General features: G+C 64.0%; 22 protein-coding genes and 1 pseudogene. 5 read left to right on the top strand and 18 right to left on the bottom strand.

Annotated elements, in window-relative coordinates; translation table 11 throughout:
• Window positions 1-91 precede the first annotated feature (91 nt).
• Both cysD and H5V45_RS14425 read left to right on the top strand, forming a co-directional pair.
• On the top strand, window positions 92-1,006 hold the full coding sequence (cysD, locus tag H5V45_RS14430) for a sulfate adenylyltransferase subunit CysD (RefSeq protein ID WP_185253568.1): 915 nt from the start codon (window positions 92-94) through the stop codon (window positions 1,004-1,006).
• On the top strand, window positions 1,006-2,283 hold the full coding sequence (locus tag H5V45_RS14425; protein WP_246415909.1) for a sulfate adenylyltransferase subunit 1: 1,278 nt from the start codon (window positions 1,006-1,008) through the stop codon (window positions 2,281-2,283). Before cysD ends, H5V45_RS14425 begins: the two co-directional genes overlap by 1 nt.
• A 161-nt stretch (window positions 2,284-2,444) precedes the next feature.
• Here H5V45_RS14425 and H5V45_RS14420 read toward each other — a convergent pair whose 3' ends face one another.
• The 17 genes and pseudogenes from H5V45_RS14420 to H5V45_RS14345 all read right to left on the bottom strand — a co-directional run bounded on the left by H5V45_RS14420 (window position 2,445) and on the right by H5V45_RS14345 (window position 18,830).
• Window positions 2,445-3,068, bottom strand: coding sequence for a glycosyltransferase family 4 protein (locus H5V45_RS14420; RefSeq protein ID WP_343061566.1), 624 nt, complete (start codon window positions 3,066-3,068; stop codon window positions 2,445-2,447).
• Window positions 3,069-3,089: 21 nt separating this feature from the next.
• Window positions 3,090-3,638, bottom strand: a pseudogene (locus H5V45_RS22885) (glycosyltransferase family 4 protein); the annotation flags it as partial.
• Window positions 3,577-4,923 (bottom strand): hypothetical protein, encoded by a 1,347-nt coding sequence (locus tag H5V45_RS14415; RefSeq protein WP_185253566.1) that lies wholly within the window; start codon window positions 4,921-4,923, stop codon window positions 3,577-3,579. The pseudogene H5V45_RS22885 and the gene H5V45_RS14415, both read right to left, overlap by 62 nt.
• Entirely contained in the window at window positions 4,923-6,083 is a 1,161-nt protein-coding gene (locus H5V45_RS22695; protein WP_343061643.1) for a glycosyltransferase family 4 protein, read from the bottom strand. The genes H5V45_RS14415 and H5V45_RS22695 overlap by 1 nt, the downstream gene beginning before the upstream one ends.
• Window positions 6,084-6,106: 23 nt before the next feature.
• Window positions 6,107-6,748 carry a glycosyltransferase family protein gene (locus H5V45_RS14405; protein ID WP_185253564.1) on the bottom strand — a complete coding sequence of 214 codons (642 nt, stop codon included), beginning with the start codon at window positions 6,746-6,748 and terminating at the stop codon, window positions 6,107-6,109.
• A 313-nt stretch (window positions 6,749-7,061) separates the two neighbouring features.
• Window positions 7,062-8,456, bottom strand: a complete 1,395-nt coding sequence (locus H5V45_RS14400; protein ID WP_185253563.1) for an MATE family efflux transporter — start codon at window positions 8,454-8,456, stop codon at window positions 7,062-7,064.
• A gap of 127 nt (window positions 8,457-8,583) precedes the next feature.
• Entirely contained in the window at window positions 8,584-9,534 is a 951-nt protein-coding gene (locus tag H5V45_RS14395) for an NAD-dependent epimerase/dehydratase family protein (protein ID WP_246416428.1), read from the bottom strand.
• A gap of 5 nt (window positions 9,535-9,539) precedes the next feature.
• The gene (locus tag H5V45_RS14390) at window positions 9,540-10,445 is read right to left on the bottom strand and encodes an SDR family oxidoreductase (protein WP_221634014.1); all 906 of its coding nucleotides are present in this window, start codon (window positions 10,443-10,445) and stop codon (window positions 9,540-9,542) included.
• On the bottom strand, window positions 10,442-11,551 hold the full coding sequence (locus tag H5V45_RS14385; RefSeq protein WP_185253561.1) for a DUF1972 domain-containing protein: 1,110 nt from the start codon (window positions 11,549-11,551) through the stop codon (window positions 10,442-10,444). The genes H5V45_RS14390 and H5V45_RS14385 overlap by 4 nt, the downstream gene beginning before the upstream one ends.
• 14 nt (window positions 11,552-11,565) lie before the next feature.
• Window positions 11,566-12,489: a nucleotidyltransferase family protein gene (locus H5V45_RS22880; protein ID WP_185253560.1), complete on the bottom strand. Its 924-nt coding sequence runs from the start codon at window positions 12,487-12,489 to the stop codon at window positions 11,566-11,568.
• A gap of 51 nt (window positions 12,490-12,540) precedes the next feature.
• Window positions 12,541-13,140: a hypothetical protein gene (locus H5V45_RS14375; RefSeq protein ID WP_185253559.1), complete on the bottom strand. Its 600-nt coding sequence runs from the start codon at window positions 13,138-13,140 to the stop codon at window positions 12,541-12,543.
• Window positions 13,141-13,225: 85 nt separating this feature from the next.
• The gene (locus tag H5V45_RS14370) at window positions 13,226-13,501 is read right to left on the bottom strand and encodes a hypothetical protein (protein WP_185253558.1); all 276 of its coding nucleotides are present in this window, start codon (window positions 13,499-13,501) and stop codon (window positions 13,226-13,228) included.
• Entirely contained in the window at window positions 13,498-14,319 is an 822-nt protein-coding gene (locus H5V45_RS14365) for an ATP-binding protein (protein ID WP_185253557.1), read from the bottom strand. Before H5V45_RS14365 ends, H5V45_RS14370 begins: the two co-directional genes overlap by 4 nt.
• Window positions 14,306-14,623, bottom strand: coding sequence for a PqqD family peptide modification chaperone (locus tag H5V45_RS14360; protein ID WP_185253556.1), 318 nt, complete (start codon window positions 14,621-14,623; stop codon window positions 14,306-14,308). Before H5V45_RS14360 ends, H5V45_RS14365 begins: the two co-directional genes overlap by 14 nt.
• Entirely contained in the window at window positions 14,620-16,083 is a 1,464-nt protein-coding gene (locus tag H5V45_RS14355) for a tyrosine-protein kinase domain-containing protein (RefSeq protein ID WP_185253555.1), read from the bottom strand. Before H5V45_RS14355 ends, H5V45_RS14360 begins: the two co-directional genes overlap by 4 nt.
• An 89-nt stretch (window positions 16,084-16,172) precedes the next feature.
• The gene (locus H5V45_RS14350) at window positions 16,173-17,945 is read right to left on the bottom strand and encodes a DUF4012 domain-containing protein (RefSeq protein ID WP_185253554.1); all 1,773 of its coding nucleotides are present in this window, start codon (window positions 17,943-17,945) and stop codon (window positions 16,173-16,175) included.
• Between the two features lie 51 nt (window positions 17,946-17,996).
• Complete coding sequence (locus H5V45_RS14345) at window positions 17,997-18,830, bottom strand: 3-keto-5-aminohexanoate cleavage protein (RefSeq protein ID WP_185253553.1); 834 nt, start codon at window positions 18,828-18,830, stop codon at window positions 17,997-17,999.
• A gap of 58 nt (window positions 18,831-18,888) precedes the next feature.
• Between H5V45_RS14345 and dtd the strand changes: the two genes are divergently transcribed.
• Window positions 18,889-19,314, top strand: a complete 426-nt coding sequence (gene dtd, locus H5V45_RS14340) for a D-aminoacyl-tRNA deacylase (protein ID WP_185253552.1) — start codon at window positions 18,889-18,891, stop codon at window positions 19,312-19,314.
• Window positions 19,315-19,340: 26 nt separating this feature from the next.
• Here dtd and H5V45_RS22410 read toward each other — a convergent pair whose 3' ends face one another.
• On the bottom strand, window positions 19,341-19,463 hold the full coding sequence (locus tag H5V45_RS22410) for a hypothetical protein (protein ID WP_281385835.1): 123 nt from the start codon (window positions 19,461-19,463) through the stop codon (window positions 19,341-19,343).
• A gap of 166 nt (window positions 19,464-19,629) precedes the next feature.
• Here H5V45_RS22410 and H5V45_RS14335 point away from each other — a divergent pair, with 166 nt between their 5' ends.
• Complete coding sequence (locus H5V45_RS14335) at window positions 19,630-20,712, top strand: sulfotransferase family protein (protein ID WP_185253551.1); 1,083 nt, start codon at window positions 19,630-19,632, stop codon at window positions 20,710-20,712.
• Window positions 20,709-21,605, top strand: coding sequence for a glycosyltransferase family protein (locus tag H5V45_RS14330; RefSeq protein ID WP_185253550.1), 897 nt, complete (start codon window positions 20,709-20,711; stop codon window positions 21,603-21,605). Before H5V45_RS14335 ends, H5V45_RS14330 begins: the two co-directional genes overlap by 4 nt.
• Window positions 21,606-21,618 lie beyond the last annotated feature (13 nt).

The following is a 21,618-nucleotide window of genomic DNA, read 5'->3' as shown; positions in this document are numbered from 1 at the left end:
GTCGCGGACACGGGGACGAGCGGTTCGCCGCCGCACGGAGCCGGTGGCTACGATGAGCCCTGCTGTCCCGACGAGAGGTCCCCAGTCAGTCATGACCGAAACCCATGCCGACTACCAGCTGAGTCAGCTCGACCAGCTGGAAGCGGAGTCGATCCACATCATCCGTGAGGTCGCCGCCGAGTTCGAGAAGCCTGCCCTGATGTTCTCGGGCGGCAAGGACTCCATCGTGATGCTGCGGCTCGCAGAGAAGGCGTTCTACCCGGCGAAGATCCCGTTCCCCCTCCTGCAGGTCGACACCGGCCTGGACTTCCCCGAGGTGCTGGAGACGCGCGACAACTGGGTGAACCGCCTGGGTGTCCGGCTCGTCGTCGCCAGCGTCGACGAGGCCATCAAGAGCGGCGTGATCGTGGACGACGGCAAGACCAGCCGCAACCGGATGCAGACCGGCACCCTGCTCAACGCCATCGAGGAGGAGGGCTTCACCGCCGCCTTCGGTGGCGGTCGACGGGACGAAGAGAAGGCCCGCGCCAAGGAGCGCGTCTACTCCCACCGCGACGAGTTCGGCCAGTGGGACCCGAAGATGCAGCGCCCCGAGCTGTGGAGCCTCTACAACGGCCGCATCCACGCCGGCGAGCACATGCGGATCTTCCCGCTGTCGAACTGGACCGAGCTCGACATCTGGCACTACCTCCACCGTGAGCAGATCGAGATCCCCGCGATCTACTTCGCGCACGAGCGCGAGGTCGTCGAGCGGGACGGGATGCTCCTGTCGATCGGGCCGGAGATCCAGCCCAAGGGCAACGAGACCGTCGAGAAGAAGATGGTCCGATTCCGTACCGTCGGTGACCGCACCCAGACGGGCTGCGTCGAGAGCGACGCGGCGGACACCGCGGCCATCATCGACGAGACCGCCATCGCCCGGGTCACCGAGCGCGGCGCCACCCGTGGCGACGACCGCTTCAGCGAGGCCGCCATGGAAGACCGCAAGAAGGAAGGCTACTTCTGATGGCCGAACAGACCCACCAGGACACGATGGACCTGCTGCGCTTCGCGACCGCCGGCTCCGTCGACGACGGCAAGTCCACCCTGATCGGGCGGCTGCTGCTCGACTCCAAGTCGATCTTCGAGGACCAGCTCGAGGCGGTGGAGACGACCAGCCGCGGCAAGGGCTACGACTACACCGACCTGGCGCTGCTCACCGACGGTCTCCGTTCGGAGCGCGAGCAGGGCATCACCATCGACGTGGCGTACCGCTACTTCGCGACCCCGACGCGGAAGTTCATCATCGCGGACACCCCCGGGCACGTGCAGTACACCCGCAACATGGTCACCGGGGCCTCGACCGCCGACCTCGGCCTCGTGCTGGTCGACGCCCGCCAGGGTCTCACCGAGCAGTCCCGTCGCCACGCCGTGATCCTGTCCCTGCTGCGGGTCCCCCACCTCGTGCTGGCCGTGAACAAGATGGACCTCGTCGACTTCTCGCAGGAGACCTACGAGAAGATCCACAAGGAGTTCACGCAGTTCGCCACCAAGTTGAACATCCCTGACCTCGAGGTCATCCCGATCTCCGCGCTGCAGGGCGACAACGTCGTGACGCGGTCCGAGAAGATGTCGTGGTACTCCGGTCCCACGCTCATGCACCACCTCGAGCACGTGCACGTGGCCTCCGACCGCGACCTGGTCGACGTCCGGTTCCCCGTGCAGTACGTCATCCGTCCCAAGTCCGACCAGCACCACGACTACCGCGGGTACGGCGGCATGGTCGCGGGTGGCGTCCTCAAGAAGGGCGACGAGGTCGTCGTCCTCCCGAGCGGCATGACCTCGAAGATCGCCGGCATCGACCTCCACGACAAGGAGCTCGACGCGGCGTTCCCGCCCATGTCGGTCACCGTCCGTCTCGAGGACGACGTCGACGTTTCGCGCGGCGACATGATCGCCCGTGCCAACAACGCGCCCAAGCCCAGCCAGGACATCGACGCGATGATCTGCTGGATGGCCGACGAGCCCCTCCGCCCCCGGCAGAAGCTCGCCATCAAGCACACCACGCGCGTGGCCCGGGCGCTGGTCAAGGACATCCAGTACCGCTTGGACGTCAACTCGCTGCACCGCGACCAAGAGACCAAGGAGCTCGGCCGCAACGAGATCGGCCGCGTCCAGCTGCGCACGACGGTCCCGCTGCTGTGCGACCCCTACTCGAAGAACCGCACGACGGGCTCGTTCATCCTGATCGATGAGGCAACCGGAGTGACTGTCGGTGCTGGCATGATCAACAGCGGGGCCTAGCCCAACCCTGACCTGGTCATGGTGCTAGGGCTTGTGAGTCGCCCAGGTCTTCGGACGCGAGCATTCACGGGCCCCACCACGACGCAGCACGAATCATTTCGATCCCTCTAGGCAAGCTTGCACGGCACCCTCCCCGGCAGGGGCTCGACCGCGAACCGGGGCTAGTTCCCAGTCGATTCCGCCTGCATGTAAACCCGTTCCATCCCGGAGACCATCACAGAAGCCTTGTAGGGGCTCAAGTCCCTTCCCCTCAGATGCTTACGCAAGTCTCTGAGACGATCTGCAGAGCTGATTAGCGAGTTCAGGTCGTTCGCCAGGCCTTCAGGGGACAACTGATGGATCGCGACGACGCCTGGGCCCATGAGGTCTCCCAACGCCCCCCGGTCGGAGAGTAGGACTGGCACTCCGGCAAGCATGCCCTCCAAAGCACTCAACCCCATACTCTCCGGAACAAGGGAGGGAACAACTAGGCAGTCGGTCTCACCCAAGAGTGACTGGACGTCCTTGGACGTCAGAACGCCCATGTAGTGAATCGACGAATCTCGAGCAGCAGCCTCCAGGACGGCAGACGCCATCTCCCCTCCCCCAGCGATGAACAACTCGGCCTGATGATTTGGCGCAAGTTTCTCCCATGCCTGAAGCAACAGACCGATGCCCTTATTGCCGTGGAGTCGCCCCACGTAGGCAAATCTGCGCGAATCGGCCGACGGGACTCTGTCGGCCCCATCATGGTCGGGACGACTCCCAACACCCCACGGAACAACCGCGATGCGGTCCTCAGGCACCCCCCCTCGAGACGCAATATCGGCTGCGTAGCGAGACGGGACAACAAACCTGTCGACATGCTTCAGATAGCTTCTGCGATTAACAACCGCCTCCACGGCACATAGTGACGACGCAACTGCGCTGCCGCGAACGCACCGATATTTGACGGCGTCAACGGGGAGCACCTTGCCCACGCAGAGCTCGCAGACCGAGTCATCTCGAAACAGCGAATAGCACGGTGCGGAAAATTTGTAGTCGTGCAAAGTCATGACAACTGGGCCACCAAATTGAGTTCGCAGGACGGACGCACTCAGTTGGTGATAGATGGCGTGGTAGTGCACCAGGTCAGGTTGGAAGGCATCAATCTCTCGCAGGACGGACTCTCGTGCTGCCCCGTTCCACAACAACTGGGTCGCAGCATGGGCTCGTTGCGCCAATCCCGTTGCACCAACATCGAACGCGCGCGCCGCTTCCGGCAGATCCTCGGAAGCGAAAAGCCGAACCTGGTGCCCCCCGCGCCCGAGCCCATCAGACAGGTCTCGAATATGCGCCTCCACTCCCCCTCGAAACTCTTTGAACTTCGACACCATAAGAATGCGCATTCGAATACCTGTCTGCATATCGGACGAACAAACAGAAACCTGCGGCCACCAGCCACGAGGGCCGAACACTTACGTAGCTGTAGATGGAGAGCAGGAAGTACGTGCCTATGTAGGCGTACCAGAGTGCGGCTGCACGCGATGGCGTGCGCAGATACCCAACCCGAGATCGCGCCAGCACCCATCCCATGCCTGCGCCACCGAGGAGCACGCCTAATGCACCGAAGTCCAAATTGAGCCCACCCCAGACCGTCGGCGGCGAGCCACCCAACACAGTCGGGTCGCGGCCGATGAGCCGCGTTACCTGTCGATCCGAACGCTCGACCGAAGGCTCGAAGAAGTTTCGGATATCCCCCACCAGAAGGTCGCCGTGAATTCGTTCACCACCCAACCTATTCTCTGCGCTCGCCCATACTCTCGGCCCCGTCTGAAGGGCCAGATCGATTGCCACGGTCGCGCTACCCAGCCACCCCTCCCCCGCTTCCGCCCCCGTTGCGCGAAGTAGATTCTGCTGCTCCACCGAATTCACCCTGGCGGCGCCGATGACACCAACCGCAACAAGAATCATTGCGACGCCTACCGCGATCTTCAAGAGCCCGAAGCGTCGCTTCTCAATCTGAAGAAGTGATATTGCAACTAAAGGGATGAAAACAAGGGAACGACTTCCACTCAGGATCAGCAGGCCAAGACAAAGAAGGCCAAACCACGCCTCGACGCCACCCTTGCGCGGCCCGGCACGCTCCGTCCGAAACTTCGGAAGGAATCCTGAAATCGCACCCAACTGGAGGAGCGGGAAGATAATCGGCCAGAATCTGCCGAGCAGACCGGCATCGGTTCCGTTGAGCCGCGTCTGATTGATATCAGCGGCCAAGAGGGGGATATCCCCCGTTCCATAGTTAATCAAAGCAGCAGTCGCCGCACCCCAAAGTACCACTGCGACGCTCCGCGCCCCCCAACCCTCATAACTGGAGTCGACTGAGACACCAAGTTTTCCGGGACGACTGCCGACGATCACGCCGATGGCCATCGAGGTGAACCCAAGGACAGTCAACCAAGCCAAGTAGGTGCCCGGGTTTACGTCGTAAAGCGGATTTTTGGAAGGCAGCATGCCCACGAGACAAGCAAATGCCATGAAGAGCAGAACGATGGCGGCCGAGCCCGAGAAGGCGCCGTTCGAAAACTTGTACAAGACCGCAGCACCCAAGGAAACGGCCAAGAGGAGCGCCAGCGGCAGCGAACCTAATATCGCTCCGAAATCAATGCCCAGCGCCCCCATTATGAGACTTCCCGCTTTGCGGACGGCTCGACGCGTCGATACAAAGCATCGTATATCTCGGCCAGATGGTGGATGTCAATCTTGGCCACAATATTGTGCGTCGCCTTCTCAACTCCTGCTTCCGCTTGCCGCATATTCTCGACGAGACCAACAACGTCTCCCGGTCTGACTAGGAAGGCAGACTGTTCGTCAACGATGTCAATGATTCCCGGAATATCCGTTGCCAAGATCTGACACCCAGCCCCGAGGGCCTCGAGAAGAGAATTAGGCATCCCTTCGGCGTAGCTGGGCAGCACGTACAAGTCAGTGGCCCAGAAAATCTCGGGAAGCTCATCCGGCGGCTTGTGACCAAGCAATTGAACTCGACTATCGCGACCAGCGAGAGCTCGTGCGTCCGCAACCACATCATCCGACAACTCGCGGTAGAATCCGGAGTCAGGCCCGACAAGCCAGAGTTGAGTCGATTCCTTCGACCTCCACTGCTCCCAGGCAGTGATCAGATCGCCCACGCCTTTGTGTGGTGCCAGAAAACCCACAAAGGTAATGACGAATCCGTCGGCTGGAACACCGAACTTCTGCCTTGCAGTAGCCCTTCGAAGCTCAGTTCGTCGAAGTTCGTTGACTTCGATCCCGTTGGGGAGTTGGCGAACCTTTTCAAAGCATGGAAGTCCGCGACACGACTGCATCGATTCGCCATTGAGGACCACAATCACGTGCGCCAAGCGGAGCGAGAGGCCATAGACAGCCCCAACCCGGAACCGACCAATTCGCTTGGCCATAACAGTTCGGGGGTCGTCATCGCCGTCACGTGTGGCCTTGATGACCACCGTGCTCCTCACGAGGCGCCCAGCCACGACGGGCGGGATGGTCCACCAGAAAATGCCGTGCACGTGCACCGCGCTCGGACGTGCGCGAATCACCGTCACAGCAGATCTGAGACCCAGCCTCAGCGACGAAAGCGCACGGCCTATCCGGGAACTGTCGTTCCGGTTCGCACGAAGGCGACTTACATGCAGGTACTGCTGGCGGGTTGACCCAATGCGGTCCTGGTCCAACGTTACGACGCGACACGACCAGCCCATCGCCACGAGGCGTCGTGCCAAACGTGCAGCTTGACCCCCTGCCCCTCCGTAGACTGGCGGGTACTGCGACGCGACCATCACCACGGATTGCCTTCGGCTCTTCATGACTTCCCCAAAACTAGACGGGAGTATCGCTGGCGACTTAGACGATCGAACAAGCGATTGCGTCGTTCGATCCAAGAGTCATTAGTGGGCAACACCCAGGCTTGCTGCACCGCGGCGGTCCAGTCCTGCGAGATGACCCTGACGCACAGGTCAAGCTCGTCTTGATTCAGCAATGCATGCAGCGCCGGCACATCTTCGACCACCGGAACTATCCCTTCCGCCAGGTATTCAAGCACTTTGTAGGCAGCCTTGCGGTCCTCCCATTTTCCGCGCACCAGCGGCATGAGCCCAATCCGCGCCATCGCAAGCGCTTCGCGCTGCACATCTGGAGTCCACCTCTGGAACGTGGGTCCATCTGCGCCTTGGGTGGAGTCAAAAGGGGCACCCACGATTCGCAAGTGCCAGCGCGGACAATCACGATGAAGCCGGTCGACGAGGGGAGCGATGTTTGCAAAGGTCGACGGTGAGCCCAGCCAGAGGATCTGAGTCCCCCTTTGCAGGCGCGGCCCTTGAACCTGGGGGGCGGGACCCGCGAACACCACGATCGAACTGGGCGATATGCCGAGTGCTTCGAGGTCTCGTTTGATAAGAGGACTTGATGTCGTCACAACATCGGACAATCTCGCCTGCATCCTCACCCGCTTTCGCATCCTCCGCTCCCCGGACTCACCGGGATAACCGAAGTAGATTGCGTCGTCCAGATCGAAGACAGTGCGGCTCGCTCTGAGAGACGCCAAGTAGAAAAGGAGTCGGGGCAGCGCGACCTTCTGAACGTAGAGGACGTCCGGAGCATGGCGCAGAGCACCGAATGTTGCTAAGGCCGACGAGCGAAGCCCTCCCTCGAAGCGAGCCACATGCCAGCCGGCATGCTTGGCGTACTCAACGACCGGGGCCGCTCGAACTCTGCTGCTAGCGACGATATCGCTTCCAACGGTATGAACAACAAGACGCTTAGAATTTGGCACGGTAAAGGGCCTTCAGATCGGACTTGAGTCGCGCCGACCTCGCCCCGAGGACGATCCCCGCCACCATGAGGGACAGAGGTAGTGCCGGGGCCTGCCAGGAAGCGGCACCGTACATGTGGCTGACGACCACATAGGAGGCGGCGACACCGGCGAACAGTGCGGTGGGCATTGCAAGAGCCACGCGAAGATCGCGCAGCCGTTCCAGCATGAGCGTTCCTGCATCGGAACGCATAACGAGGGCAGTCGTCATCGCGAGGCTGGCTAGTGCGCCCGCGCTGCTACCCCATGCCACCGCAAGGGGCGTATACCCATCGAGAGCGTAAGAAACTCCCACTGTCGCTGCAAGGCCGGCGCAAGCCGATAGGAGCACACGGGCATACTGACCAATGACGTACAGATACGAGGTGCCCACGCCAGCCATTGCATTCGCAAATACCCAGACCAATTGAGCCATCACGACCGAATACACCTCGCGCGTACTACCTGCCGAGAAGGCATCCCGCTCAAAAAGAATCTTGATTCCAACGTACGAAAGCGGCACCGCGACTGTGAGAACCAAGATGGTCGCGACGTATGTCCCTGCCACGACCGTCGACAGGATCGAAGCAACCGCCGCCGTTTCATTCTTCCGAGCAAGCGCGCTCATCGCTGGCGCCGCAGTCAAGGCCAGCCCAAAGGCCGACACAAGTAGCAATCCCTGCGCAAACTTCTGCCCGAAACCGAGTGCCGCGGTAGTCCCAATCACACCAATGTATTGTGCGATCGCCCGCTCGAGAACAGGCTGGAACTTCGTCATAACCGTGAAACCGAGATATGAGACGAAGGCAAATCCCTGGATGCTGGGCATCCAGGACCACCGCGCCCCGGACCCAGCCAGCCCCAGAAGCGACACGAGCAATTGCGCAACATAGCCGAGTGTTATGACCAGCCCCAAGCTGGCCGGGCTGAGGTCAGCGCTCGGGATGCAGATCAATGCGATGGTGCCACCCACACCGTTCGCGACAGGCCCCATGGCAGCCAGCACGAATCGTCGCTCCATGTAGGCAACCGCTTGAGGCATAACCGTAGCCCCCGCCAATACCCCGCTCGCAGCAGCCCAGCGCAGAATGGTCGCAGCGCTCCCGCTGATAATCGAGAATGAGGCAACAAGCATCGTGACGGTTAGCAGAAACCCCGCGTACAGGGGCAGAAGCCCATCTCTGATCGCGTAAATCTCGCCGGCCGAACTCTTTGTGCGCGGAATAATGACGGAAGTGACGAGCGAGAAGAGCACGATAGTGCAAAATGTCACGAGAGCGTAGGCGTACTGAAAATCGTCCGCCACGCTGTTCAAGCCAAACCGGCCAGCGAGTATGGCTTGGTAGACGAGCCCGATGATCACGTTGAGCAGGGTTACAGCTGTGGTCGCAACCCCAGCTCGACCGGCTGTCGACAGGCCACGTCTGCCCCTGCTAGCCCCAGGCATCAGGCAGCGGCTCTATACTGCACGCGCAAGGGTCGGGCGTTCGTTAGCCTGACCATTCTGCCATTCCGCCTCGCCGAACATAATCAACTTGACGCTGCACTCCTTCGGTCGCCTGAACGGCGGTCGACCACCCCAGCAGGTCACGTGCGCGGGCTGGATCCGCACCAGTGCGAACCACGTCGCCCACTTGAACAGGCTCATGGACCAGCCGAATTTTTGACTGAGTCGCAACCTCCACCATGTCAATCAGCTCCAACATAGAGATGTCGCCCGCTCCCCCCACGTTGACAGTGGATATGCGCTCAGGCATAGGCACAACGGCCGAGGCGCGTAGCGCCCGGACTAGATCCCCCACATAAGTGAAGTCACGCCGTTGATGCCCATCACCAAACAGGTGGAACTCACGATCACTGGTGTCGAGAGCACATTCGATCAACCGCTGAATTGCCATGTCAGGACGTTGACCAGGCCCGTACACGGTGAAAAACCGCATCAAGATCAACTCGTAGTCCGAAATGTTCGCGTGTGCTCTCAGCAGACTCTCGGCCGCCAGCTTCGTGACGCCGTAGGGACTCCTCGGCATGGTCTGGGATGCCTCGGATGTTGGATAACTGGCAGCGTCCCCATATACGGAAGAACTGCTGGCAAAGACGATCCGTTTTACACCTGCTGCCCGCGCGGCGATTGCAAGTGCGTTGGTTTCCTCCAGATTGTGTCGCAGGTACGTCCCAAAATGTCCCCACGAGTCACGTACACCTGGTTGAGCGGCTAGGTGGAAGACGACATCTACACCTTCTAGATCAGATGCAGTCAGCTCGCTCACGAGGCTTCTACGGAATCTGTCTGCGGCAAGGCCGCTGAGCTCTAAGTTCTTCAGTTTCGACGAGTGGGCGTAGTAATCGGTGAATGCATCCACTCCTCGCACATCAACCCCATCCTGCAGGAGGGCATACACCAAGTGACTGCCTATGAATCCGGCCGCACCCGTGACCATTACCCTCACTGGGCCAGATCCTGTTTGAAGACCTCGGCGTAGTGAGCAAGAGCTTCTTGCCACGGCCGCATGTAGTTCATACCCCTCAGATCTAGCTTGTGGTTGACCAACTGCTCAGACGAAGGTCTATCAGCGAAGTATTCCTGCGCGAAGTGTTCCGACGTCACCGGCGTCACTGCGACCGAGTCACCCAGCCCCAGAAGACGAACGAATTCCTTCGCGACATCGTATCGGCTACCTGATCCGCCGCACACCTGGTTGTAGAGGCCATAAATTTCGCTCTCTGCGATCTTGACCATGCCCTCGGCAAAGTCCACCGTGTAGGTGGGCGTTCCCAGCTTGTCCGTCACGGCGAAGATTTCGGTGGCGCCGTCACGCAGCTGGCGGTAAATCTTGTTAATAAACTTCTTGTCAAGATCCGGGCCCCCACCCATCATCCAGCCAGCCCGAAGAATGAAATACTTCCTCAGATAGGAAGCGACGAACTTTTCGCCGTGATACTTACTTTTCGCATATACAGTGAGGGGGTTAGGGTCGTCATAGTCCAAGTACACCTCCTGACCGCCGTCGAAAATGCCAGCGGTTGAGATATAGACGTAGGGAATGTCCAACTGGCTGGCGAGCAGTGCGCCATTCTCCGCACCGATAGCATTGGACGCCCAGGCGAGGTCAACGTTCTGCTCACAAAACTCGAGATCAGTCTGCGCGGCGAGGTTGACGAGTAGATCTGGCTTGAAACTGAGGACCTCGTCCTTGAAGGCTCCATAGTCAGCGACGTCAAGATGTCTCAGCCAATTATCCCTAGGTGCCAAGTCGCTGGCCATCACCGTTGCTCGACGACTCCACGACTCATGCACGGAAGCGCCGAGCATCCCGCCGCACCCAGCAATGTATACCCGGTTGTATTTCAAGCGTCTAATCCTAACGCGTTGTCGTAACTACGGAAAATCTTGCTCCAGACAAATTCTTCGGAATGCCGGGCCCTGGCCTCGCCAGAGAGGCGCTTTCGCAGATCCTCGTCCTGCAGAAGTCGTTCGATTTGTGATGCGCATTCTTCCTGGGTGGCAAAGTATTCCGCCGAGCTGCCCGCGACCCACCGACTGTAGACCGAGTCCAGTGCCAGGATAGGGCTGCCACAGCCGAGCGCTTCAACCAGGGTAGGACTCGTTCCCCCCACCGTGTGACCGTACATATAGAACGCTGCACATTCCCTCAGGATGTCCAGGGTGGACTTCTCATAGACAGGCCCAATGAATCGAACCTCATCGGAGGCGACGTCCAGTACGCGCTTCGTGTAAGGGTTCTCTTCGGTATATCTGCCGAGTACCACCAAGTTGGCCCCACGCGGCTTTTGACTCCAAGCCGCCACCATCTCTTCAATCGAATTCTCTGGCTCGGGCCGCGCAATAATGAGGGCATAAGCGCCGTTAAGTCCCCAACGCTCAACGAGGGACTCCCGGCCAACCGCTGATTTCCCGTTGGAGGACTCGCGCGAGCCGTAGGGGATCATCGATATGACGATTTTGCGCCTTGTAATTGGTTCGAGGTGAGCTGCAATTGCCGGGTGGTCTGCGATCAGACCCGTGGCCGCCGCAGAAGCGACACGCTCGTTCAGCCTGAACCAGAGTTTGGCGAGTCGACCCCACTTGCGTCGCTGCCATTCGATTCCATCCATATTGATGAAATACGGTCGTCTTACAATGTTCAGCAGAAGGTTGATCACGGCGGTGTTATAGCCCAGGACCAGATTCAGGCCACCATGCCGAGCGGCGTGGACAGTAGCCTTGAGATCGAACAGCATGCTCCCGATTGCCGTGTCAGGCGCCTTGATCTTAATCAAGGAGACACCCCGCCACTCAACGTCCTCGCGCCTCTCACTCGGGCAGTAGACGCGCACCGTGACTCCGCGGCCGACCAGGTGGAGCGAGTATTCCTCAGCGAAAGTTTCGAAACCCCCGTGCCCTGCGGGGATTCCCCGCGTTCCGAGGATATTGATGGCCGTGTTTACAGTTCCCAAGGCTGGGCTCCCGTTCAGGTCTTCGGAGGTTCGGAATGGCTGCGTTGCGGTCGCGGAAGCCGTCCCAGCAGGGTCGCGGACCTAGACCTGATGCTGATCCACAAGTAGCTGCGCGCGGCGATGACTGCGCGGGGCATCGAGATCACTCCGACCGCGATCCTGCGTAGTCTCAACCTATTCAGCCGACGCGGAGATTGCGCCTCGGACGGGAATCGTTCTCCCAGTTCTCGGTCATCGGGGTTCAAGTATCTCGCCAAGACACTGGGCGCCGATCTCCATGGCGAACGCATGAGATCCACGATGAGTGGAACGCCAACCACCGGAGCCCCAACACGCAGCCGCCAGAGCTCAAGGTCAGCCGAAGGCCGAGCGACAGGAGCGTCCACACCCAACATCTCAAGCAAGGGGCGGAGCGTTTCCATTGCGCCCACGTTGGCAGCGAGACTCTTCAGGTCCGAACGCATCTGGTCCGATAACACGCACGCGATTCGACCTGCGAGGTCGGTGAGACCGTCTTGATCCCCGTCTCGGCAGAGATGCAAGCCCGCAATGATGGCGCTGCTGGCAGGGTCTGAAGCGATCACAGGCCCTCCACCGACGACCTCCGTCACCCGGCGCCTCCACAGCTCGCGGAAGACGGTTTCGGAGTCCTCCAACATGCCAGGAAAATTTACGTGGACGTCCAGTTCCGCAGGCCAGCGCACGTTCGCAAGCGAGACTGCGTGCGAGCCCAGAATGCTCCCCTTGTCGGGCGCTTGTTGATCGTGCCAACCCTGCGCCGAAAGCACTCGAAGGAACCTGTCTCGCTCAGACGGGGGGATCAAGACATCGATGTCGATCGATTGAATCCGTGATGATCGCAGACGTTGCTCCGCGAGAATCGGGCCCTTGATCGCCAACGCACGAACTCCCGCGTCATGTGCGACGCGGGAGATCATGGCGTATCCAAGTGGGACAGCTTCTTCGAGCCGAAGCGCTGTCACGGGGCCTTACTTGTCGTAGTCAAACTTCGGGAGCTTGACCGTGTCAGAGTCGGCCCCACCCTTGGTGGCTGATGCCGCAACGCTGACCGAGGTGGCCGGGCCCTGGTCGTACTTGGGCTTGTTGAAGCTGTACTCCGAGCGGAAGGCCTTGTCGTCGTGTGCGTCGATCGGGCCGTTGCTGACGAACGTGAACGTGTAGGCCGTGGGCTTGCCCGACAGCGTCCACTTGCCCTCGTTGTACTTCTCAAGCGTCGGGGGCTTCGAGAACGGGCCCGACTTCTCCTTGGAGAAGGAGACGGTGAGCGTAGCCGGCCCATCAGTGTCGCCATTGCCGTTGTTCGCTACCACGGTCGTCAACGAGAAGCCCGTCACGAACTTCTTCTTCTTCTTGCCCTTGCCGGTGGTGGTGGTGTCGTACTCGGCGTCGGTCTGCTTGACCTTGACCTTGGCCTTCTTGCCCGAAACAGCAAGCGCGGGCGCGGCAGTGGCGACCGCGATCGCGGGCGCTACCCAAGCGGCGTGAGCCGCGGTGCGCACAACAGACCGGCGGCTCAGGCCGCCCACGGTCTGCTCATTCGCGTCGACTGCGTCGAGGTTGTTGTCCATCATCGTCTCCAAAAGTCGGTCCCCATGGTGCGTTGAGAGGACTCTATCCCGAAGTCGGGTGATGTTTGTCATCGTTCTCAGATTTTCACGTTGGCGAAACAATCCGAATGATGCCTGACCCTGCCAGGTCCCGGGCGACAGCCTGCAACAGCACCTCAGCAGCCACGTTGGTGGGCGGTTCGCCCAAGACCGCGCGCACGTGCGTCGCCACACTCTCGAGCTCGACAGGCGTCCCTGACAGGCACCGCAGGATCTCGGACGCCAAGGGAGAGAGAAGGAGGACCCGCTGGCCGACCATCACGACGGTGACTCCGTCCCCATCGGTGTACTGATCCTTCAGGTCACCCAGAACCAGCCTCACGAGCTGACCCCCGGGTCGCCGGCTCCCAGCAGCTGTACGACGAGTGCGCCCAACTGATCCGTGTCGCGGTAGGTCGCCCGAAGGGCTCCCCCGACCGAGTCGCAGAGCGCGCCTAGCCGGCGTAGTGGATCGGGCAAATCGGCTAGGTGAGACGTGTGCTCGGCAAGCAAGGCGACTGCCTCAGCGCTCTGCACCGGCTCCAGGAAGGGTAGGGCGTCCGTCCTTCGGTCGAGCAGCACCACTGCCGCGATCTCGAGGTCGTCCGGCGCGGCGACCAACCCCAACTCATCGGGTGAGACCTGCTCCTTCGCTCCGTCGCCCGCGATGATCGAGAGTGGCTTGGGGTAGCGCAGGAGTCGTCTGGTCGCCGTCAGCGCTGCCGTCTCGTCGGTGACGTAACCCAACTGCTGCCCGAGCCGCTGCGCCACCGTCGTCTTGCCCATCCCGGATGGCCCCACGAAGAGTACGGTGCGCCCATTCGTCGGATCCGCCAGGGCCGCAGCGTGCAGCATCAGCAGGGCACCGGCGTGCCATGTGATCGCCTCGATGGTCACGAGCTGAGTCAGGGCCTCGAGCGCCTCCGCCAACATCTCTCCGGATGGGCCGGCATCGGGAATCGTCGACTCCTCTGCCAACGACGCGATGCTCACCGGAAGGGTGATGTCCGGTGGAAGTCCGTCGGGCACCCGACACCGGGTCCAGGCCCGCTCCACCTGCTCCATCAGGTCACCAGCACCAGGACCGGTGCACTCGATGCGCACCACGCACTCCATGGCCTCGACGGTGGCGACAACGGGAGGCTCGTCAAGCTTGACCATGTAGACCTTCGAGCTCAGCCTGGCTGATGAGGTGACGTCGCTGGAGGTCCTCGAGGAAGGGTCCGATGTCGGCCGCCACCTGCTCTCGAGCAACGTCGAACTCGGCCGCCAATGACGCCACGATCTCCCCAACGCTGCGGTGGCCGTTGACACCGCGCCACACTAGGGCCGCTGTCCCCTCGAGAAGGAACGGAGGCTGCTCGGGGTGCCGCAGGTCCAGGAGAGCGATCCGGTCCCCGCTGTCGACGTGCGCCACGTCCGGATGATGCCTCCAGACGATCTCGGGGTCATCCGACTGGCTCACGCCTTGCTCCGACCTCGCGACCGCTTCGGCGAGGATCGACGGCCCGCCCGCTTGCGCGTGGCCTTCTTGTCGTCGTCTGTGCCGTAGTACGACGACTCGTAGTAGTAGTAGCCCCCGGTCGTCCGGCGGCTGGACTTGTTCATGATGATCCCGAGCGCCCGGCCGTTGACCGACGCGAGGTGCCCCAGGGCCTGGGACAGCTCGGCGTCGAGGGTGCGACCGGCCGAGATGACGACCAGGGCGCCGTCGGCGGCCGCGGTGAGGATCGCAGCGTCGGTGACCGGGAGGAGCGGCGGGGCGTCCACGATCACCATCGCCTTGCTGGACAGCTCGGCGAGAAGCGACTTCATGGCCTGCGAGCCGAGGAGCTCGCTCGGGTTCGGCGGGATGCGCCCCGCCGACATGACTTGCAGATTGTCGCTCACGGCTGATGGCTGGAGCGCCTCCCACGGCTTGAGCCGGCCCACCAGCACGTCGGTCAGACCGATCTCCTGGTCCACCTGGAAGGAGCCGCCGACGGTTGGCCGACGCAGGTCGCCATCGACCAGGATGACCGGCTGTCCACTCACAGCCACCGCGGCAGCGAGGTTGGCGGCAACGGTCGACTTGCCGTCGCCTGGCTGCGGGCTGGTCACGACGATGACCCTCGGCGGGTTGTCGACCTCCATGAAGATGAGGTTGGTGCGCAGCTTGCGGAAGGCCTCGGCCGCCTCCCGCTGACGCTGGGCTCCGTCCCCGACCTCGAGCGCGAGCTCGGCGCGCTCACCGGGCTCGTGCCCGAGCACGCCCGCCATGGGCACGCTGCCCATGACGGCGACGTCGAACCGGTCCTGGACGACCTGCGGGGTGCGCAGGCGTCGATCGAGGTTGTGGCGCAGGAGTGCGTAGCCGTAGCCGAGGGCCAGCCCCAGCAGCAGGGCCAGGACAAGGTTGCGGAGCGGCTTGGGTGACACCGGACTCGACGGCAGTGCGGCAGCGCCGTACACCTGGACGCGCGGGGTGCCCACGCGCTCGGCGCCGTTGGGGTCCTCGAGCTTCTTCACCTGGGTGGCCAGCGCCTCGACCCAGGCGTCGGCCAGCTCCTGAGCACCCTCGGGGGAGCTCTCCCTCGCCGTGATCTGGATCAGCACCGTGTCGAGCGGCTGCTCGACCGAGATGTCGCCCACCAACGTCGAGGGATCCGTGTCCAGACCCAGGTCATCGACGACCTGCTGCGCCACGGCCCGGCTCTTTGCGATCGACACGTACGACGTCGCCCGCGACTTGGAGAGCTCGTCACCCACGGACCCGAGCGCGGCGTTCGTACTGCCGCCCGTGTTCACGAAGCCGGTGGCCTCGGCGGCGTAGATCTTGGTGCGGGTGAAGGTGTAGGCCGAAGCCCCCGCCACCACGAGCGCGACGATGATCAGCACGCCCAACCAGTGGAGGATGAGCATCCGGACGTGGTCACGCAGATCCATCAACAGCACCATTCACTCGTCGGCATACCGCCCGAAGGCTAGCCCACCCGTGTCACATCATCATTACGGACGCGGCGTGCTCGTTGAGCTCACGAGCATGAGGAACTTGCCACAGACGATGCTGAACGCGCTTCGACTCCGGGAGTAACCACAAGGTCGATGTCCCCTGGACGATTAGGCGTGGCCATATCCCACGTCACCACATGCGACTCCTGAGCCGGTACCTGGACAGAGAGCGTCACAACGTCGTTGCCGCCCTGCTCCGCGCGAGCGACTGACCTCCGCCGACCGTCAACCTCGACGGCACCAACTTGACCGCCGGCTGGGGCTCGGATGACCACCTGCACGAGCTGTGATCCCAGAGGAACATGGTGCCAAACGCCGCCGTACTGGTTGGGCGGTCGCACCTCGGTCACCCGCGGCGCGAGTCCGACTCCGCCGACAGGAGCCGAGGACGACAGAAGTGCTCTACCTCGAAGAATCTGGCCGTCACCGCTGCACGAGATCGACCGCACCTTGACCGTTCGGCGTAGGTAGAAACTCATCTTGTCACCCGATGTGTTGTTGAACCCAACGGTCACAGCCGATCGTTTGACGTCCTCGTCACCGAAGGGATCCACATCCACCGCACTCGCACCGGGGAGAAAGAACTGCGATTGGAACCGTGACTCGTCGGCCATCCGCCGAAACGCCGTGAACAGAGCCGCCGTGTCGACGTCTCCATTCGTGACGCCTGAAAAGAGCTTCGCAGCAACCGCAGAGAAGAATCGGTCCTGCCCGGCATTGTCCGGATACCGTGAGTAGGCAGTGGAGAGGAGGCTGTCGACGGCGTTGTCGGGAGTCAGCGACTCGCCCAGCACGTTGAGTGGCCCGGTTGCCCGCAGGAGGTAACTGAGGCTCACGGTATCGACGGAAATCACTCCATCCAGTTGATTGCCGAACCAACTGGACCAACCCTGACGAAGAAGTTCTGACGTGCGCTGAAAGTCGGGCATGGAGTTGAGAAACACCGCACCTCGGTCGAGGTCGCGGCCGTAGAGCGCCCGCTCACTCGCACTGAAATCGAACGACGCCTTGGTCTGCTCCGTCTTCAGCACCGGCGAGAAGCTCTGCTCCAGGGTGAGGCGACCTCGGTCGGCCGTGATCCGCGCCGCCGAGCCCAACAGGCCACCGGTGGCCCGGACCTCGGCGTTGTTCTGGAACACCAGCAGGTAGTGGCGGGTGCCGCCGGCGCCGAGGAGGGCCGGTGCCTGCCGGATGACGGGCTGAAACTTCTCGACGCCCTCGAGCCCGGCGTCGACCTGGGCACCCAGGTCCGTCGCCTTGGCGCGGACCGGGGGCAACTTGGAGTCCTCGAGCGCGGTCACGGCCGTGTCGAGGTCGCCCAGCCCGCGGGCGGCGGCGTCGGTTGCGGCGGCGATCGTGCGCACCGCACTGATCGACACGCGGTCGCCTTTCAGCAGGCCGTGCGGCTTGGCGAGGACGGAGGTGACCTGCTCCGCGCCTTGGGCGACGCCGGTCAGGCCGTGGGAAGCCGTGGCGAGGGCGTCGAGGTCGGAGCCGACGACCGGCAGCGCGCTCATGGCCGACCAGGTCAGGCCGTCGGTGCGGCCCTTCAGGTCGGCAGCGGTCGCGCCGAGCGCCTCGGCGTCGCGGTGCGCGGCGACGAAGTCGCGTCCGGACAGGGCGGCCTTCATCGACGAGGCCTGCGCCTTCGCCTGGGAGACCTCGCGGGCGGCCTGGACGAGCTGCCACCCGGCGAGCAGCACGAGGACGACCACGACCAGCGCGAGGCCGGCGACCACCCGGCGGACCACGCGGCTCCGGGGGCTCCTGCGGGTCCGGCGCTCGCGTCGACTCATGGACTCGATCCTCTCAGACGACCCGAGGGCCGCTGTCGGGCCGACCGTGCCTCAGACGCCGAGGAGCTGGCGGGCCTCGTCCGTGGTCATCGGCGTGCGCTGCGCCAGGCGACCCATCTCGACGGCGCGCTCGACCAGCTGGGCGTTGCTGTCGACGGGCACCCCACGGCTGATCGTGAGCACGTCCTCCATGCCGACGCGGAGGTGACCGCCCTTGGACAGCGAGGCGAGCCCAACGGGGAGGGTCGAGCGGCCGATGCCGGTGGCCGACCACGAGGTCACGGCCTCGGGGAGGGCGTTGACGCCGGCGACGAGCGCGTCCGCGGTGCCGGGCATCCCGCCCGGGACGCCCATCACGAAGTCGCAGTGCACTCGACCGCCGTACGGCAGGCCGTAGCGGTCGAGCAGGCGGTGCATCGCGTGCACCTGTCCGAGGTCGAACAGCTCGAACTCCGGGACCACCTCGCGATCCTGGCTGAGCTGGTAGAGCTCGCAGACGAACGGCCACGGGTTGGAGAAGACGTCGTCGCCGAAGTTGGTGGTGCCCATGGTGAGGCTGCACGAGTCGGGCTTCGCGTCGAGCACCTTGAGGCGCTGGTCGAGCGGGTCGTGCACCGACCCGCCCGTCGACAGCTGGACGACGAGGTCCGTGCTCTCGTGCAGCGCCTCGACGGTGGCGGTGAGCCGCCCGAGGTCCAGCGTCGGCCGGTGCTCGTCGTCGCGGATGTGCACGTGGATCATGGCGGCGCCGGCCGCCTCGCACGCCCGGGCCGTCGCGACGAGCTCCTCCAGCGTCGTGGGCAGCTGGGGGCAGTCCGCCTTGGTGGTCTCGGCCCCGGTCGGGGCGACGGTGATCAGCAGGCGGTCGGCGGGGACGGTGCTCACGAGCCCATGCTGCCAGAGTGAAGCCGACGAGATCGAATGCGGAGTGGAGGTCTTGCGGATGAAGGCAGTCCTGCAGCGAGTTCTTGAGGCCAGCGTGACCGTCGACGGGAAGATCGTCGGCGCGATCACGGAGCCGGGGCTGCTCGTCTACCTCGGCGTGACCCACACCGACGGCCCCGACGAGGTCGCCTGGACGGCGCGCAAGATCTGGGAGCTGCGGCTGCTGCGCGACGAGCGGTCCGCCTCCGAGGTGGACGCACCGGTGCTGGTGGTCAGCCAGTTCACGTTGTACGGCGACGCCCGCAAGGGTCGGCGCCCGACGTGGCAGGCGGCCGCGCCGGGGCCGGTCAGCGAGCCGGCGTACGACGCCGTCTGCGCCGAGCTCGAGCGGCTCGGCGCCCGGGTGTCCCGCGGCGTGTTCGGCGCGGACATGAGGGTCGCGTCGGTCAACGACGGCCCGGTGACGCTGCTGCTCGAGCGGTAGGGCCCGAGGGACGCGACCGGGAAGCGTCACTCCATGGTGAGGGCCTTGTAGGCGAGCACCAGCGCGATGAGGACCACGATCACCGCGAGGGTGATCTGGACGGCGCGCGTCCGGCGGTGCTGGTCGACAGGGTTGCTGCTCCGGGCCATCGATGTTCCCCCACTCAAAGTGCATCGGTCAGATCGAGAATAATGCTGGCACCACTCTGTCGAGCCCTCTGTCCTCCTGCTGACACAGCCGGTGAACATCGTGTGACAGCGCCTCCCCCAGACGGCCGATAGTGTGGACCACCGCGGTCGACGAAGGGAAGTGTCGGTGACCAGCTCCACCCCGGACAGTGGACCCGTCCTCGAGCCCGGCCCCCGACGGGCGGTCTTCATCGTCGGCTCCGGCCGCAGCGGCACCAGCGCGCTGGCGTGCAGCCTGCAGACCCTCGGCCTGCACGTCCCCCAGCCCGAGGTCGCGCCCGACGAGACCAACCCCAAGGGCTTCGGCGAGTCCCAGTGGGTCGTGGACTTCCACGACCGGCTGCTGCGCAAGGCCAACGTCGGCGTCGCGGACGGCCGGCCGAGCGCGTGGTTCGACACCGGCAAGGTCGCCACCAACGACAGGCTCCGAGAGGAGGCCCGGGTCTGGCTCGACGGCCAGTTCACCGACGAGGTCCGTGAAGTGGTCGTCAAGGACCCGCGGCTCGCGTGGTTCATCGGGCTGTGGCGCTCCGCCGCCCTGCGCAGCGACGTCGAGGCGACGTACGCCATCACCCTCCGCGCGCCCGCCGAGGTCATCGGCAGCAAGAAGACCTACTACTCCTCCCAGGTCAGCGAGGTCGCCCGCGCCGCCAGCTGGATCAACCAGATGCTGCACACCGAGCGGGCCACGCGCGGCTCGCGGCGCGGCTTCGTGCGGTACGCCGACCTCCTCGAGGACTGGACCGTGCCCGTCTACCGCCTCGGCGCGACCCTGGGCCTCGACGGCGTGCGCAGCGCCAACGCCCGCAACATCCGCCGGGTGCACGAGCTGATCGACCCCGACCTGCACCGGGTGCGCACCACCTGGGACGACGTCGACCTGCCCGCCCCGCTGCGCGCGATCGCCGAGGAGACGTGGCGGCTGATGAACCGGCTCGTCGACGACGCCGAGGAGTCCCCCGAGGTGCACGCGGCGCTCGACGACGCCCGCGAGGCCTACGCGAGGCTCTACGGCGAGGCGGAGGCGCTCGTCACCGCCAGCATCCAGGCGGCCCGGCGGCAGCGTCCGCCGAAGAAGAAGGCGGGCGCGAGCACGCCCGCCCCGGCGCCCGAGCCCGCCCCCGTCGAGGCGCCGGCCGCCGACGAGCCCGCCGACGACGCTGCCCCCTCGCTCTCCAGCCGCGCCCGCGGGCTGCTCGGTCGCCGGTGAGCGCCGAGCTGATCCGCAACGTCGAGGGCCTCCCGGGCCTCGACGTGGACTGGCCCTGGGCCCACGAGGCCCCGCAGCCGGGCATCACCGCCGTGCTGCGGCTCCGCGACGAGGCACGCAACCTTCCCTGGGTGCTGCCGCCGCTGTTCCGCGCGCTGGACCGCATCGTGGTCGTGGACAACCAGTCGACGGACGGCACCGCCGAGGTCGCCCGGCAGCTGGCCGAGACGCACGGCTTCGCGGGCCTCGAGGTCCTCGACTACCCGTACGCCGTCAGCCGCTGCGGCCCCGAGCACCTGGCCACCCCCGGCGACTCGGTCCACAGCCTCACGCACTTCTACAACTGGTCCTTCTCGCAGGTGCGCACGCGCTACTCGCTCAAGTGGGACGGCGACATGGTGCTCACGCCGGAGGGCATCGCGGTCCTGGCCGACACCCTCTGGCAGCTCGAGAGCGCGGACACGCTCGTCGCCTTCCAGCACCTGCCGCTCTACGTCGAGAGCGACCGCGTCGGCTACTTCGACGCCGGCCTGCGCAACGCCGAGCCGTGGATCCACCCGCAGGGGCCGGACTACGTCTACGTGAAGGGCTTCGACTGGGAGATCCGCACCGCGCCCGACGACGTACGCCGGATGGTGCTGCCGCAGGGCGTCTGCTTCGAGCTCAAGTGGCTCGACAGCGACGAGTTCGCCCACTGGAGCACCTCGGAGGAGACCGACCTGGTGCGCTCGCCGCGCAAGGTGCGCGAGAACCTCGTCTTCACGGCCCTGCAGGAGGGCCGGTTCGCCGACCTCGAGGGCGTCCACCGCATCGAGGCGCCCGAAGGCGTCCACGTCGTCGACCACGTGGCGCAGGTGTGGCTGCCCGCGCAGCCGCGGCCGCTCGTCGAGTGAGCGGCCGCGGCGG

The organism is Nocardioides luti, assembly GCF_014212315.1.
Taxonomy (GTDB): domain Bacteria; phylum Actinomycetota; class Actinomycetes; order Propionibacteriales; family Nocardioidaceae; genus Nocardioides; species Nocardioides luti.
The sequence above is the reverse complement of the archived record's forward strand: the minus strand, read 5'-3'. Positions and strand labels throughout refer to the sequence as shown.